The sequence below is a fragment of the Vibrio sp. Vb2880 genome, from assembly GCF_033337975.1.
In the GTDB taxonomy this organism is placed as follows: Bacteria; Pseudomonadota; Gammaproteobacteria; order Enterobacterales; family Vibrionaceae; genus Vibrio; species Vibrio alginolyticus.
Genome location: NZ_JAWORT010000010.1, coordinates 95,701 through 110,049, shown reverse-complemented (window position 1 = coordinate 110,049; position 14,349 = coordinate 95,701). Strand labels below are relative to the sequence as shown.

The 14,349-nt window shown below is 44.5% G+C and carries 9 protein-coding genes; 4 read left to right on the top strand and 5 right to left on the bottom strand.

Features of this window, described 5'->3' with window-relative positions; translation table 11 throughout:
* Nucleotides 1–27: 27 nt before the first annotated feature.
* Together R7M92_RS13005 and metG are read right to left on the bottom strand one after the other, a co-directional pair.
* Nucleotides 28–837, bottom strand: a complete 810-nt coding sequence (locus R7M92_RS13005; RefSeq protein ID WP_017821380.1) for a hypothetical protein — start codon at nucleotides 835–837, stop codon at nucleotides 28–30.
* A gap of 210 nt (nucleotides 838–1,047) precedes the next feature.
* Nucleotides 1,048–3,123, bottom strand: coding sequence for a methionine--tRNA ligase (gene metG, locus R7M92_RS13000; RefSeq protein WP_318133584.1), 2,076 nt, complete (start codon nucleotides 3,121–3,123; stop codon nucleotides 1,048–1,050).
* Nucleotides 3,124–3,285: 162 nt separating this feature from the next.
* Here metG and apbC point away from each other — a divergent pair, with 162 nt between their 5' ends.
* The 3 genes from apbC (at nucleotide 3,286) to R7M92_RS12985 (ending at nucleotide 7,460) form a co-directional block, all read left to right on the top strand.
* Nucleotides 3,286–4,362 (top strand): iron-sulfur cluster carrier protein ApbC, encoded by a 1,077-nt coding sequence (gene apbC, locus R7M92_RS12995; RefSeq protein WP_005387292.1) that lies wholly within the window; start codon nucleotides 3,286–3,288, stop codon nucleotides 4,360–4,362.
* Nucleotides 4,363–4,542: 180 nt separating this feature from the next.
* A complete protein-coding gene (gene udk, locus R7M92_RS12990) occupies nucleotides 4,543–5,184 on the top strand; it encodes a uridine kinase (protein ID WP_005380833.1) in 642 nt (213 codons plus the stop codon).
* Nucleotides 5,185–5,372: 188 nt separating this feature from the next.
* On the top strand, nucleotides 5,373–7,460 hold the full coding sequence (locus R7M92_RS12985; protein WP_047103439.1) for an AsmA family protein: 2,088 nt from the start codon (nucleotides 5,373–5,375) through the stop codon (nucleotides 7,458–7,460).
* A gap of 62 nt (nucleotides 7,461–7,522) precedes the next feature.
* On the opposite strand, the gene cobO is transcribed toward R7M92_RS12985, so the two are convergent.
* Nucleotides 7,523–8,128 carry a cob(I)yrinic acid a,c-diamide adenosyltransferase gene (gene cobO / locus R7M92_RS12980; protein ID WP_005380837.1) on the bottom strand — a complete coding sequence of 202 codons (606 nt, stop codon included), beginning with the start codon at nucleotides 8,126–8,128 and terminating at the stop codon, nucleotides 7,523–7,525.
* A 117-nt stretch (nucleotides 8,129–8,245) separates the two neighbouring features.
* Here cobO and R7M92_RS12975 point away from each other — a divergent pair, with 117 nt between their 5' ends.
* Entirely contained in the window at nucleotides 8,246–8,695 is a 450-nt protein-coding gene (locus tag R7M92_RS12975; protein WP_318133582.1) for a low molecular weight protein-tyrosine-phosphatase, read from the top strand.
* A 60-nt stretch (nucleotides 8,696–8,755) separates the two neighbouring features.
* On the opposite strand, the gene R7M92_RS12970 is transcribed toward R7M92_RS12975, so the two are convergent.
* Together R7M92_RS12970 and rne are read right to left on the bottom strand one after the other, a co-directional pair.
* Nucleotides 8,756–10,315 carry a SulP family inorganic anion transporter gene (locus R7M92_RS12970; protein WP_005380840.1) on the bottom strand — a complete coding sequence of 520 codons (1,560 nt, stop codon included), beginning with the start codon at nucleotides 10,313–10,315 and terminating at the stop codon, nucleotides 8,756–8,758.
* A gap of 332 nt (nucleotides 10,316–10,647) precedes the next feature.
* A complete protein-coding gene (gene rne / locus R7M92_RS12965) occupies nucleotides 10,648–13,722 on the bottom strand; it encodes a ribonuclease E (RefSeq protein WP_158156725.1) in 3,075 nt (1,024 codons plus the stop codon).
* Nucleotides 13,723–14,349 lie beyond the last annotated feature (627 nt).

Sequence of the window (14,349 nt, the reverse complement as noted above, 5' to 3'; positions counted from 1 at the left end):
TAGCACCAATAATAAGGCATGGAACGTTTATCCTGCTAGTGAGAGTCTGGGTAACGGTAGATATAATGACTCTACGACATCTGAAAGGACATGGTCGTAAGTATTGAAGATGGTCAATGACAAGTCCGATGTGACGCCATAAAGCTCTGCTTCTGTTAAGTCGACATGACTCCCTGTCACGTATTCATTTAGCGTCTGTATTGAGCGCGTGGAAGCAGGAGAGGTAATGCTAAGTGGAGCGATAACCGCTAGTTGGTTTAGCTTACGCATCATGACCGATGCATAATTTTTGAAACGCTCATTTCCGCCTTGCTCTCCTAAATCTTGAATGCTGATTCGTAACTGAGTCAGGGTCTCCAAGCTATCCATAATGTTTTGCCAGTTCATGTGATACTCATTATGCAAGTCATCTCTTTGCTCAACCGCTAGCCATGCGATGGTTACTTCATCCATCAAAAACAAGCAATGACGAATTAACTTACCATGCTCCATCTGGTTTCTTGCAACACTATGGTCATTCCATTGTTCAAGTAGTTTCCCTACTTTAATCTGTAATACGCGATACATGGGTTTGTTTTCAAACCGTGATGTTTCGACTAAAAGATGCAGCTTGTTAGTCAGAGCATCATGAAGAGCGTCCAATTTTTGTTGATCGTTTTGTTGGAATTGAAGCGAGTAGTGAGTAGCAGCTCGGTGGTGTCTCAGAAGGTGAACAACATCTCGCAACAATGTTAACAGCTGATATTTGCGCGCATGTTGCTGCTCTCGTTTAGAAGATAAGTGATATATTCCAGCTAAAATAGCGATGGACAATAGTGTGGAAATCAAAACAAACATAACCAACTCCTTGTTAGTGTTTGGACCTAACAAGGAAGATTGCAGTTTTGATGCCACTAATTAAATTCTATTAAAACAGTAAGTTAGGATTGTGATGGGAGATGTGCTGTACAAGTTTGGTGCACAAATTCCCCAAAAGTGTGAATTCAGTCAAAAAAAGTCCCCGCTGAACTGGCGAGGACTTTTTAAATTTGATTGTAAAGCTACAACTTACATTACGCGCATACCAGGTTGAGCGCCTTCGTGTGGCTCAAGGATCCACAGGTCACTACCACCAGGGCCTGCCGCTAGGATCATACCTTCAGACATACCAAACTTCATCTTACGAGGTTTTAGGTTTGCTACCATTACCGTTAGCTTGCCTTCTAGCTCTTCAGGTTTGTAAGCTGACTTGATGCCAGAGAATACCTGACGAGTTTCACCACCGATGTCCAATTGGAATTTAAGCAGTTTGTTGGCTTTTGGTACTTCTTCACAAGAGATGATACGAGCGATACGCATATCTACTGCAGCAAAAGCATCGAACTCAATCTCTTCAGCGATTGGTTCTTTGTCTAGCTCGGTTTGGCTAGCCTTGTTCTTTTCCGCTTCAGCTTTCTCTTTCGCCGCCATTTCTGCCGCCGCATCTTCTTTAGACGCTTCGATCATCGCTTCAACATTCTTCGGATCGATACGGTTGAACAGTGCTTTGAACTTAGTGATCTCGTGGCCTGTTAGTGGAGCAGCGATGTTTTCCCAAGTTAGCTCTTGGTTTAGGAACGCTTCAGTACGCGCAGCTAGCGATGGCATTACTGGTTTCAGGTAAGTCATCAGTACGCGGAACAGGTTGATACCGACAGAACAGATGTCTTGTAGTTCCTGATCTTTGCCTTCTTCTTTTGCTACAACCCACGGTGCTTTTTCATCAACGTATTGGTTAGCTTTGTCTGCCAATGCCGTGATTTCACGGATTGCACGACCAAACTCACGCGTTTCGTAAAGCTCAGCGATACGGTCAGCAGCAACAACAAATTCGTTGTAAAGTTCAGGCTCTGCAAAATTGTCAGACAGTTTGCCTTCAAAACGTTTCGCGATGAAACCTGCGTTACGAGATGCCAGGTTAACGATCTTGTTAACAACGTCAGCGTTTACGCGCTGAGTGAAGTCTTCAAGGTTAAGATCTAGATCGTCGATACGGCTGTTTAGCTTCGCAGCGTAGTAGTAACGTAGACACTCAGGGTCTAGGTGCTCTAGGTAAGTGCTTGCTTTTACGAACGTACCTTTAGACTTCGACATTTTCGCGCCGTTTACGGTTACGTAACCGTGTACGAATACGTTGTTAGGCTTGCGGAAGCCAGAACCTTCTAGCATTGCTGGCCAAAATAGGCTGTGGAAGTAAACGATGTCTTTACCGATGAAGTGGTACAGCTCTGCTGAGCTGTCTTTTTTCCAATACTCGTCGAAATCTAGGTCGTCGCGCTTGTCACATAGATTTTTGAAAGAGCCCATGTAGCCGATAGGCGCGTCTAGCCATACGTAGAAGAATTTGTTCTTCTCACCAGGGATCTCGAAGCCAAAGTATGGTGCATCACGTGAGATATCCCATTGCTGCAAGCCAGATTCGAACCATTCTTGCATTTTGTTCGCTGTTTCAGCTTGTAGCGAGCCAGAGCGAGTCCACTCTTTTAGCATGCTTTCAAACTGAGGCAGGTCGAAGAAGAAGTGCTCTGAATCTTTCATTACTGGCGTCGCACCAGAAACCGCAGATTTAGGATTGATCAGTTCTGTTGGGCTGTAAGTCTCACCACAGTTGTCACAGTTGTCACCGTACTGGTCTTCAGACTTACATTTTGGACAGGTACCTTTTACGAAACGGTCCGGTAAGAACATCTCTTTTTCTGGATCGAACAGCTGAGAGATAGTGCGGCTAGAGATAAAGCCATTTTTCTTCAACTCAAGATAAATGTGTGACGCTAGCTCACGGTTCTCATCTGAGTGTGTGCTGTGGTAGTTATCAAAGCTGATATCAAATCCAGCGAAGTCTTTTTGGTGCTCTTCGCTAACTGCGGCAATCATTTCTTCAGGAGTAATACCCATCTGTTGCGCTTTAAGCATGATTGGCGTGCCGTGAGCATCGTCAGCACAGATGAAGTTTACAGTGTTGCCGCGTAGGCGTTGGTAACGAACCCAAATGTCCGCTTGGATATGCTCAAGCATATGACCAAGGTGGATCGAACCGTTAGCGTACGGAAGGGCACAAGTTACCAGCATTTTCCTTGACGGAAAGTTTTTTGGATCGTTTGCCATACTTAATATTCGCTTTTCTTGATAGGTATAAATAAATTTTGATGGATAATACTACCCCATGAACTGACTAACTCCAAGGTGTCAAACTGCGGAATGCCTTAGTTTTTTTGGGGTTCTGGTTGAGCCTGGACGGTGGTAGCATGACATCTAAAAGGAGGGCTTATGCATCAGTTCACTTCAAAACAAGATTTTTGTCACTGGTTTAACCAATTCCAACATCTACATTTGGTGGAAAACTGGGCAGATATTCATGGCGCAATTTCGATTACGACACAGGGTTCTATTGATATAACGTTGCCATTCGCAAGTAATGAGCTTCAAACCGTACTGCATGACTGGATCAAACAGCAGCAAGCCTCGGGTAAAGTGGCTGAATTCCCATTTAATATTCGCCTTGGAGTTAAAGCTTTAGAAACTCAAGTGGCTAACTCGGTTAAGGGTGTTAAGAACATCATTGCCGTCAGTTCTGCGAAAGGTGGCGTTGGTAAATCTACTACCGCAGTTAACTTAGCGTTGGCGATTGCTCAATCTGGGGCGAAAGTGGGATTGTTGGATGCAGATATCTATGGTCCGTCTGTACCTATGATGTTGGGGCAAGAAGATGCTAAACCAGAAGTTCGTGATGGCAAGTGGATGGAACCCATTTTTGCTCACGGCATCTATACTCATTCTATCGGTTATTTGGTGGATAAATCAGAAGCGGCGATATGGCGCGGTCCAATGGCTTCAAAAGCGTTGTCGCAGTTATTAACTGAAACAGATTGGCCAGATTTGGATTATTTGGTGATTGATATGCCGCCAGGTACAGGGGATATTCAATTGACTCTGTCACAACAAATTCCGGTAACAGGTAGCGTGCTAGTCACAACACCGCAAGATTTAGCCCTTGCCGATGCAAGGAAGGGAGCGGCAATGTTTAACAAAGTCCATGTCCCGGTTATTGGTGTTGTGGAAAACATGAGTTATCACATTTGTAGTCAATGTGGCGCGAAAGAGCATATTTTTGGTATGGGCGGAGCTGAAAAAATGTCGCAAGAATTTGGCTTAGCATTGTTAGGACAAATTCCGCTTCATATCTCTATGAGAGAAGATATTGACGCTGGCGTGCCAACGGTAGCAAGACGCCCAGAAAGTGAGCATGCAGGGTATTATAAGCAACTTGCCGATCGCGTATGTAGCACGATGTTTTGGCAAGGCAAAGCAAAACCAGATGCGATTAGCTTTACAATGGTGAACTAAGTTTACTATGCCTGTTGGTTGATAATTGCACATTTTAACGTTTGCTCGGAGGTTAATCCTCTGAGCAGGCAGAAACTTATGACTAAACCCTAATTCCAACTAGTAACTATGGGGTGAACTCCCTATAATCAGGCAGTTTATCTTTTTATGTGACTAGAAATCATCATCGGGTGCAAACTAATGTCTGATAATAATCAATGCGTCATCGTAGGTATTGCTGGCGCTTCTGCTTCTGGAAAAAGTCTGATCGCGAGCACTATTTATAATGAGCTTCGCGCGAAAGTAGGCGATCATCAAATCGGTGTCATCACGGAAGATTGCTACTACAACGACCAAAGCCACCTAAGCATGGAAGAGCGAGTAAAGACGAACTACGATCACCCGAGTGCGTTGGACCACGACCTACTGTGTGAGCACCTAGAAAAATTGGTACGTGGTGAAGCAGTAGAAGTGCCTGAGTACAGCTACACTGAGCACACAAGAACAATTAACACCACCACAATGACACCTAAAAAGGTGATCATTCTAGAAGGTATCCTTCTTCTTACAGACCCTCGTCTTCGTGATTTGATGCATGCGACAGTATTTATGGACACACCGTTAGATATTTGCTTGCTTCGCCGTGTTAAGCGTGATGTGGAAGAACGAGGCCGAACTATGGAGTCTGTTCTTAAGCAATACCAACAAACAGTACGTCCGATGTTCATGCAGTTTATCGAACCTTCTAAGCAATATGCGGACATTATTGTTCCTCGCGGTGGTAAAAACCGTATCGCAATTGATGTATTAAAAGCTCACATTGCAAGACTTTTGAAAGCTTAAGCCTATAGACGGCTATATCGCTTTATTTTTAAGAGAAGAAGTGGCACCTTAAGTGCCACTTCTTTTTTTGTTTTTAAATTAGTCAGTTGCAGGTTAAAACCAGACACTTTTCACGCTTTTGTGGAACTGTCAGCGGTAAATGGAGTCTGCGCTTATAATTGTAAAAACACTCGAGCAAGGAAAAACAAATGAAGAAACTGCTCTTAATTCTAGCAATACCGATTGTGGTCATTTTGGTCGCAATTTTAGCGTTAACCATCTTCGTCAATCCGAATCAGTTTAAACCCCTTATTGTTGAGCAAGCGCAAAAGCAAACGGGATTAGAGTTGGTGATTGAAGGGGATATCAGTTGGCAATTTTTCCCATCGATTGGCTTTGAGTTGGGACATACAGAATTGCGAAATCCACAAGGCTTTAGTAAACCCAATTTATTCAAAGTTGATACCGTTGGTGTAGACATCTCTGTTATGCCACTTTTTAGTCAACAGCTTGAAATTGGAAACGTCACGCTTGATGGTGCTGAGTTCTACATTGAAACCAAGAAAGATGGCAGCAAGAATATTGATGCATTGACGAAAGCCCAAACACAACAAGCAGAACAAGAGAGCAATGCTGCGCCTACGCAAAATGGTGAAACGCAAACTTCTGGTTCTGATTGGAGTATTAATCTTGCTGGCGTTACTGTTTCTAACGGTTCATTAGAAATGCAGGATAAGCAAGCCGGTAGTTACACCAAACTTTATGATATTTCATTAAACCTTTCCGAATTCGCTTTTGACAACTGGACAACGGCTGATTTTGGCGTGAAGGGCGAAATGAACGACCAAAAGTTCACAGCGAAAGGTCAGGCCGACTTTAAGCTAGAAAAAGGTTTGGCAAACTACGCGCTAAAGAACATCAACTTTGATGCGACATACTCTGACCCTGCCAATAAAATTGAATCGGCAACGATCGGTTTAGACACGTTTGAATTCGATAAAGTAAATAACCTGACTTATGCCATTAAGGGTGTCGCTGGTGGTATGAAGTTAGATATGCAGGGTGCTGGTCAACTTAGCGTGGACAAGGCTATCAGCAAAGTACAGTTGGATAAGTTAACTCTTAAATCGACTTTTGAGGGTGATGCTTTACCTCAGTCCCCGATGAAAGTCGACATGGTGTCTGATCTGTCTTTCGACCTAACGAAAAACCATCTGAGTTTTGTTCTAGAGAAGTTAACAGCGAATGCTATCGCCCTAGATGGTAAGGCAGATGTGACACTCGGTGATATTCCTAAAGTACGCTTTGCTCTCCATAGCCCCAATATCGATCTTGATGAGTTTTTAGGGTTAGATAAGCAAGCTGCCGAAGGTAATAAGCCTGCTTCTGGTGGCGAGAGTGCTCCTGCTGGACCTGAGGTTGAGCCTGATTTGTCTGCGTTGAAAACGTTAGATGTAAAGGGTGACATTACCATCGACAAATTCAAAGCGGCAAATGCGAAGATGGAAGCGGTAAAAACGAGCTTCACTGTAAATCGTGGCGTGTTTGAGCTTACATCTTTTAGTTCGAAGTTGTACCAAGGCTCAATCTCAGCGACAGCGAAGCTAGATGCACGCCAATCACCAGCGACTTACAGTGTTAAAAAGTCAATCAAAGGCGTGAAAGTTCAACCGCTACTTATAGACGTTGCTGAAAACGACAAACTTGAAGGGACAGGTAACATTGATGTGAATGTTACAGGTAAGAGTCTCACGCCTACCGGTATCAAGAAGAATCTATCTGGTACGGTTGTTATCAATTTTGCTGACGGTGCGGTGAATGGCATCAACGTTGCTCAGTTGATTCGTGAAAACTATGCGAAATTTAAAGGGCAAAAAGTTGAAGGCACCAATGAAGCTAAGAAAACAGACTTCAGTGCGATGACGGCGACATTGAAACTCAACAAAGGTGTTGTATCAACGGATAATATGCAAGCTCAGTCTCCATTGTTACGTGTTCGTGGTAAAGGTACCGCAAACTACATCAATGAAACAGTCGACTTTACTATCAGCACGTCAGTTGTAGGCAGCCTAGAAGGCCAGGGCGGTAAAGATATAGATGAGCTGAAAGACATCACGATTCCAATCAATGTGTCTGGTAAGTGGGCAGATCCTAAATTCAAGCTCGTATTCGATGATGTTCTGAAGCAGAAAGCTCAAAAAGAAATCGATCGTGGCGTGGAGAAGCTAACGGACAAAATCAAAGACGAGAAAACCAAAGATGCGGTCGATGGTTTATTGAAGAATCTTTTCAACTAACCGTGCGTGAAAATCAAAAGGGTTGGCATTTTGCCAACCCTTTTTAAATTACTCTGCGAGTGTTACCAATCGACGCCTTTGAGGGCTTTTACGCCAGATTCAAATGCGTGCTTTACATTTTTCACTTCAGAAACGGTATCGGCCATTTCAATCAGGGTTCGATGTGCGCCACGCCCAGTAATAATAACCGACTGCATTTTAGGTCTGTTGCTCAGTGCTTCGACCACTTCGTCTAAGTCGATGTAGCCGTAGCTCACCATATAAGTTAGCTCGTCAAACAAGATGACATCGATAGAGTCGTCTTGCAGCATGCGCTTACATTCTTGCCATACGCCTTGCGCTGCTTCGGTATCAGCGGCTTTGTTTTGAGTTTCCCACGTAAAGCCGGTTGCCATTACTTGGAATTCAACGCCGAGTTTCTCAAGTAGGTTGCGCTCACCGTTGTCCCAAGTACCTTTAATAAACTGCGCGACAGCACAATTCAAACCATGACCCACTGCGCGTGCGATCGTACCGAATCCTGATGTCGATTTACCTTTACCATTTCCGGTAATGATCAGTAGCAGACCTTTTTCCTCTTGAGCAGCAGCGATTTTTGCGTCTACCTGTTCTTTGACTTTTTGTTGGCGAGCTTTATGGCGTGCTTCTTTATTTTCTTCGATAGACATAATACTTCCTTAATTCCTTTTCGTGCTGTGCCCAAGCTAATTTGGGTTCATTGATTTATCTCGCTATGATAGACCAACATATCGTGAAGAAAAACCACCGATAATTCAGGGAATAAAATGAAGAAAATACTTGTTGTTTGTATGGGAAACATTTGTCGGTCACCAACTGGAGAGGCAGTGTTAAGAGTGAAAGCTCAAAAGCTAGGCGTTGAAGTAGAGGTTGAGTCGGCAGGTACAATTGGCTACCACGCAGGAAACCGACCGGATTCAAGAGCGATGGCAGCAGGAAAGCAGCGAGGTTATTCTTTTAAAGGAATGCAAGCGCGCCGAGTCACCATTGATGACTTTGAAAAGTTTGACCTTATATTAGCCGCAGATAAAGCAAATTTGGCCGATTTATTGGATATCTGTCCGTTGAAGTATCGACACAAAGTATCGTTATTTTTAAGTCATTCTGGGTCAGGTTACGACGAAGTCCCTGACCCATATTATGGTGGGGAAGATGGCTTTGAACTGGTGCTTGATTTAATCGAAGAGGCATCAGACGCAATTTTGAAGAAGCTATAATCGCCGTGCTTGAAGACAATAGAAAAAGGGATGAGCTCAGCTCATCCCTTTTTATTCGTGTTAACCCGCTAGTATGTCGGTTGCGACTTTGTAGCTTGGGTCTTCCTTCACGTTAATTTCAACCAAGCTGCCAGCTTTGTCCAAAAGTTTACGACAATCTGGGCTTAGGTGACGAAGGTGCAGCGTTTTACCTTGAGCATTGTAACGCTCAGCCAGTGTTTCAATGGCTTCAATTGCAGAGTGATCTGTCACGCGAGAGTCTGCAAAATCGACAATCACATCTTTTGGATCTTCAGGCGCGTTAAACAACTCCAGGAAGTTAGCCGCAGAGCCAAAGAAAATAGGGCCGTGAATCTTGTACTCTTTTGAACCTTCCTCGTTTAAGCACGTGTCGGCATAGATGTGCTTAGCGTGTTGCCATGCAAACATTAATGCAGAAACGATAACACCAACCGCTACGGCAACAGCAAGGTCAGTAAGAACAGTAACAACGGTCACAAGAACAATAACGAAGAAGTCTTGCTTCGGTACGCGGCGTGCTAGCTTAAATGTTGCCCATTCGAATGTACCAATGACAACCATGAACATCACACCAACCAGAGCAGCGAGTGGGATCATTTCAATTAGCGAAGAAGCGAATAAGATAAACATCAATAGAGCGATAGCCGCAACGATACCAGATAGACGGCCGCGACCACCTGAGTTTACGTTGATCATCGACTGACCAATCATCGCACAACCACCCATTGCGCCAAACACAGAACACGTCATGTTTGCCATACCTTGACCGATACATTCGCGGTTAGATTGACCACGAGTATTCGTCATCTCATCTAAAACTGTCAGTGTTAGTAGAGATTCAATTAGACCAATGGCCGCGAGAATGATCGCGTATGGAAGAATGATTTGTAGAGTTTCTAGCGTAAATGGCACCGCCGGAATAGAGAAGGTCGGCAGTGAACCTGCGAGTGTTGCCGCTTCATCACCAGACATTGTACGCAGGAAGTCAACAACAGTACGAGTTTCCAGATCCAAACCAACCACTAAAGCAGTCACCGTTACGATTGCAACAAGTGAAGAGGGTACAGCCGTTGTGATTTTTGGTAGAAAGTGAATGATTGCCATAGTTAGCGCAACCAAACCAAGCATTAGTAGCATTTGGTCTTGTGGTAGCCAAGTAAGCATGCCGTTGATATCTGGCGCTTTAAACTGACCCAACTGAGCTAGGAAGATAACAATAGCCAGACCGTTCACAAAACCAATCATCACAGGGTGAGGCACTATACGGATGAACTTACCCAATTTAAACATACCAGCGGCAATTTGAAGAATACCAGCGAGCATGATGGCTGCGAATAGGTACTGGACACCGTGAGTCGCGACAAGCGAAACCATTACGACTGCCATGGCACCTGTTGCACCAGAAATCATGCCAGGACGACCACCGAAAATGGAAGTAATAAGACCAACGATGAATGCAGCGTAAAGACCGACCATCGGATCTACGCCTGCGACGAACGCAAATGCGACAGCTTCAGGAACCAATGCTAGCGCAACGGTTAAGCCTGATAGCACATCATTTTTTACGGAGTGCTTAGAAAATTGGGGAAATTCGAACATGTTTGTTTTTAAGTTCTCTTTGCAATGAGTTAAACCCGACACATATTCGTATTTGCACAAGCCACTGGAAGGTTGATTTTTAATCAAACATTGCAGTGTAAACCGTAGTATTAAAAGAGCAGCATCAGAATGGTGTCGAAAACTTGAGTCGGCGCATGCTACCGAAAAGTGTGATTAAGTTCAAGAATGATACGAATAATGGCGTACAAATGTGATCACGAATTGGTATTTATATGAACAATTTATTGGGCAAATATGAAGATAAAAAAGGCTACCAGATGGTAGCCTTTAATTTATTTATGCCGTTAAGCAGTTGAACGTAATGATTTAGCCTAGTTAAAGTTAGGCTTTGTCATCTCTGCCGATGCACGGTTTTTAGCCACTTGGCTACCAGCACCTTTAGCTTGGTAACGTTCGGTTTTGAACGGTGCTGCTGCAACCGTGATTTCGCGTAGCTCTTGAGGGCCAGGTGCTTTCGTCATCGGTGCGCTAGCGTTTAGCTTAGCCGCAACTTTAATGGCTTCGACTTTAGGCTCTGGTTTATCTACTGGCGCTTCGGCTGCAATCTCTTTTGCTGCTTCAACGATAGGCTCTTCAGCAGGTGCCGTTTCTACGATGACATCAACCGGTTCAGCATGTTCAGTTACAGGAGTTTCAACGATAGGCTCTACCGATGCTGTTTCTACTACTGCCGATTCAGCTTTTTCTGCGATTACTGTTTCAACAACAGGTGCTTCTACTACTGGAGCTTCCACTTTCGCTTCAACGGTTTCTTGAACCTTGTGTTCAACAACTGGCGCATCTGTTACGACAGGTTGCTCGCGACGAATAATCACTTTACCCATTGCCATTTCTGGACACGCAAAGCCACCTTGGATTGTAGGTACTGCTGCTACAGCTTCTTCCTTAACTCGCTCTTCCTTCTTAGGTGCTGGTTTCGGAATGTAACGTGGCATTACTTTACCCATAGCCATTTCAGGAGAAGCGACACCTCCCTTACGTAGGCGGAACGGGTTAGGGCGGCGATCACGGCCACGGCGACGACGCTGGCCGCTTGCACGCAGGTGACGTGGCGAACGACGATTACGACGTTGCTTAGACTCTGCTTGCTTGTTGTCTTGCTGTGCCTCTACCGCTGCTTCTGTTGGCTTTTCAACTTTAGCTTCAACCGTTTCTTGAGTCTTAACCGTTGTTTCTTCGGCTTTCTTCTCAATAGCTTCTTGGTCCTTAACGCGTACAGACTTGTTCAATTTGCGACGTTGGCGGCGCTCTTTCACTTTTTCTGCTTTCGCATTTTGCTGCTTCGGTTTGCTCTCTTCTGGTTTTGTTTCAGTACGAGCTTCCGCTGCTAGCTGCAGACCTTTTTCCGCTACTTTTGCGTTTGCTTTCTGCTCTTGGGTTTTATCTGCCTGTTGAGCTTTAGGTTTACGCTTTTGGTTACGGTTTTGCGGTTTATTTGTTTGTTGTTGAGCTTCGTTTTGCTCATTAGCCTGCTCATCACGAGGCTTACGACGACGTCGGTTATCGCGATTGTCGCGGTTATCACGATTATCGCGCTGGTTGTTATTGCGACGACGATCGTTGCGATCACGTTTGTTACGTCGATTATCGCGATTTGGTTTTTTCTCTTCCTGAGGTTTCTGTTCTTCTTTTGTTTCTTCAGAACCACCGAATAGGAAGCTACCAAGTGCTTTAAACAGACGGCTGAACAATCCAGGTTTCTCTTCTTGTTCAACGTTTTGTTCTTTCTTCTTCGCCTCAGGAGCTGGTTTAGCTGCTGGTGCAGGTGCGGTTTGAGACGGAGCCGCAAAGCCTTTAAGAACTGGCTCTTCAATTCGTTTTGGTTTTACGTCAACTTCCGCTGGCTCTTTACCTTCCGCTTCTTTCATTGCTTCCAGTTTTTTAGGAAGTAGGTAAGAAATCAGATCGAACTCTTCGCCTTCACGAACACGGATAACTTCAAAGTGCGGTGTTTCCATATCAGAGTTAGGAACAACCGTAATTTTCACTTCTTGAATGCGTTCGATATGGTTTACTGAACGACGTTTTTCGTTCAATAAGTAAGAGGCGATTGGCACAGGTACGACTGCAAGTACTTGTGCTGTGTTGTCTTTTAGCGCTTCCTCTTCAATTAAACGAAGTACAGAAAGTGCTAGAGATTCGTTGTCGCGAACGACACCAGTTCCGCTACAGCGAGGACAGATGTGATGGCTTGCTTCTGCAAGAGAAGGGCTCAAGCGCTGGCGTGACATCTCCAACAAACCAAAGCGAGAAATACGACCGATTTGTACACGAGCGCGGTCAAGGCGAACGGCTTCACGTAGACGGTTTTCTACTTCTCGTTGGTGACGAACTGGGGTCATATCGATAAAGTCGATAACCACTAAGCCACCTAAGTCACGTAGACGCAATTGGCGAGCAATTTCGTCGGCTGCTTCTAGGTTCGTGTTTAGAGCTGTTTCTTCAATATCGCCGCCCTTGGTTGCACGAGCAGAGTTGATATCGATAGACGTTAGTGCTTCAGTCGGGTCAATAACAATAGAACCACCAGATGGCAGACGCACTTCACGTTGGAAAGCCGATTCAATTTGGCTTTCGATTTGGTAGTGGCTGAATAGTGGAACTTCGCCTTCATATTTCTTAACGCGGTTAAGGAAATCAGGGCGCACCAATTGAATGTGCTCTTTTGCACGTTCGTAGATGGTGTTGCTATCAATTAAGATTTCGCCAATATCACGACGCAAATAGTCACGGATTGCACGAACGATAACGTTACTTTCTTGGTGGATTAAGAATGGAGCAGGGTTAGAGTCCGCTGCACCTTTGATTGCACCCCAGTGGTTAAGTAGTACATTCAAATCCCACTCAAGCTCTTCAGCACTCTTGCCAACGCCAGCAGTACGTACGATTAGGCCCATGCCCTGAGGCAGTTCCAAAGTACTTAATGCGGCTTTTAGTTGAGTACGCTCGTCACCTTCGATTCGACGAGAAATACCGCCAGCACGAGGGTTGTTAGGCATCAGAACAAGGTAACTACCAGCAAGAGAAATGAAAGTAGTAAGAGCTGCGCCCTTGCTTCCACGTTCTTCTTTTTCCACTTGAACGATAACTTCTTGGCCTTCCGTTAGCACTTCTTTGATGCTTGGACGACCTTGGTAGGTGTAACCTTCAGGGAAATATTCGCGGGCAATTTCTTTGAGAGGGAGGAAACCGTGACGCTCGGCGCCGTAATCAACAAATGCGGCTTCTAAGCTTGGTTCGATACGTGTGATACGTCCTTTGTAGATATTCGCTTTTTTAGATTCATGACCTGGACTCTCGATATCAAGATCGAAAAGTCGCTGGCCATCAACCAGAGCGACACGCAACTCTTCTTTTTGAGTTGCGTTAATTAACATTCTTTTCATTGAAAATTCTCGTTGTCTTTTCTTTTATATCTTTCTTGTCGACTTGCCACTGTTTTTTCGCTCTTTCACGGTGCCTGATCCCATGGCTTGTATTTTGCAGCCTCCCGGCTGGAAGGGGATGCTCTCGGGCACTTCAGTCATCACAAGCCTCTTGTGGTTTCTGTTGGAAACGTAGACTTGTGACCCGCTATTTGGGCGGTAGGTACTCAACGTGAATATGCGAGGAGTAGGGTGGCAAGAGTGTTGAATTCGATGTGTCTCACGCCAATGCTGCACTCGACCTTCAACGATCTACTCACATTGCTTGAGGATAAATGATTGGTAATGAATAAAATGTAACCAAACCTTCCTTAGCAGCTGTGAACTATAGCAGTGCGCGTGGCTATCAGCAATCTGCTTTCACGCAAACGATAGAAAATTTGCCGCTAAACTCAAAATTTCTATTTTATAACTGGCTGTTTCATAAGCAATTGAGATGTGCAAACTGTTCAAGACAGAAAACAAATTGAGAACTTGATTGAGAGTTTTAATAATTTAAACAAAAGCTTGGCGAAATTTAGACCAGTATGTGCCACCGAGTGTTTCTTTTACGACAAGAATAATGTGAAGTCGCACGAAATTGAGTTT

Bases quoted from the DNA above. Each gene is read 5' to 3' on its own strand.
- R7M92_RS12970 (WP_005380840.1), bottom strand. From the start codon at position 10,315: ATGTTCGAATTTCCCCAATTTTCTAAGCACTCCGTAAAAAATGATGTG.
- apbC (WP_005387292.1), top strand. From the start codon at position 3,286: ATGCATCAGTTCACTTCAAAACAAGATTTTTGTCACTGGTTTAACCAA.
- R7M92_RS13005 (WP_017821380.1), bottom strand. From the start codon at position 837: ATGTTTGTTTTGATTTCCACACTATTGTCCATCGCTATTTTAGCTGGA.
- R7M92_RS12985 (WP_047103439.1), top strand. From the start codon at position 5,373: ATGAAGAAACTGCTCTTAATTCTAGCAATACCGATTGTGGTCATTTTG.
- udk (WP_005380833.1), top strand. From the start codon at position 4,543: ATGTCTGATAATAATCAATGCGTCATCGTAGGTATTGCTGGCGCTTCT.
- metG (WP_318133584.1), bottom strand. From the start codon at position 3,123: ATGGCAAACGATCCAAAAAACTTTCCGTCAAGGAAAATGCTGGTAACT.
- R7M92_RS12975 (WP_318133582.1), top strand. From the start codon at position 8,246: ATGAAGAAAATACTTGTTGTTTGTATGGGAAACATTTGTCGGTCACCA.
- cobO (WP_005380837.1), bottom strand. From the start codon at position 8,128: ATGTCTATCGAAGAAAATAAAGAAGCACGCCATAAAGCTCGCCAACAA.
- rne (WP_158156725.1), bottom strand. From the start codon at position 13,722: ATGAAAAGAATGTTAATTAACGCAACTCAAAAAGAAGAGTTGCGTGTC.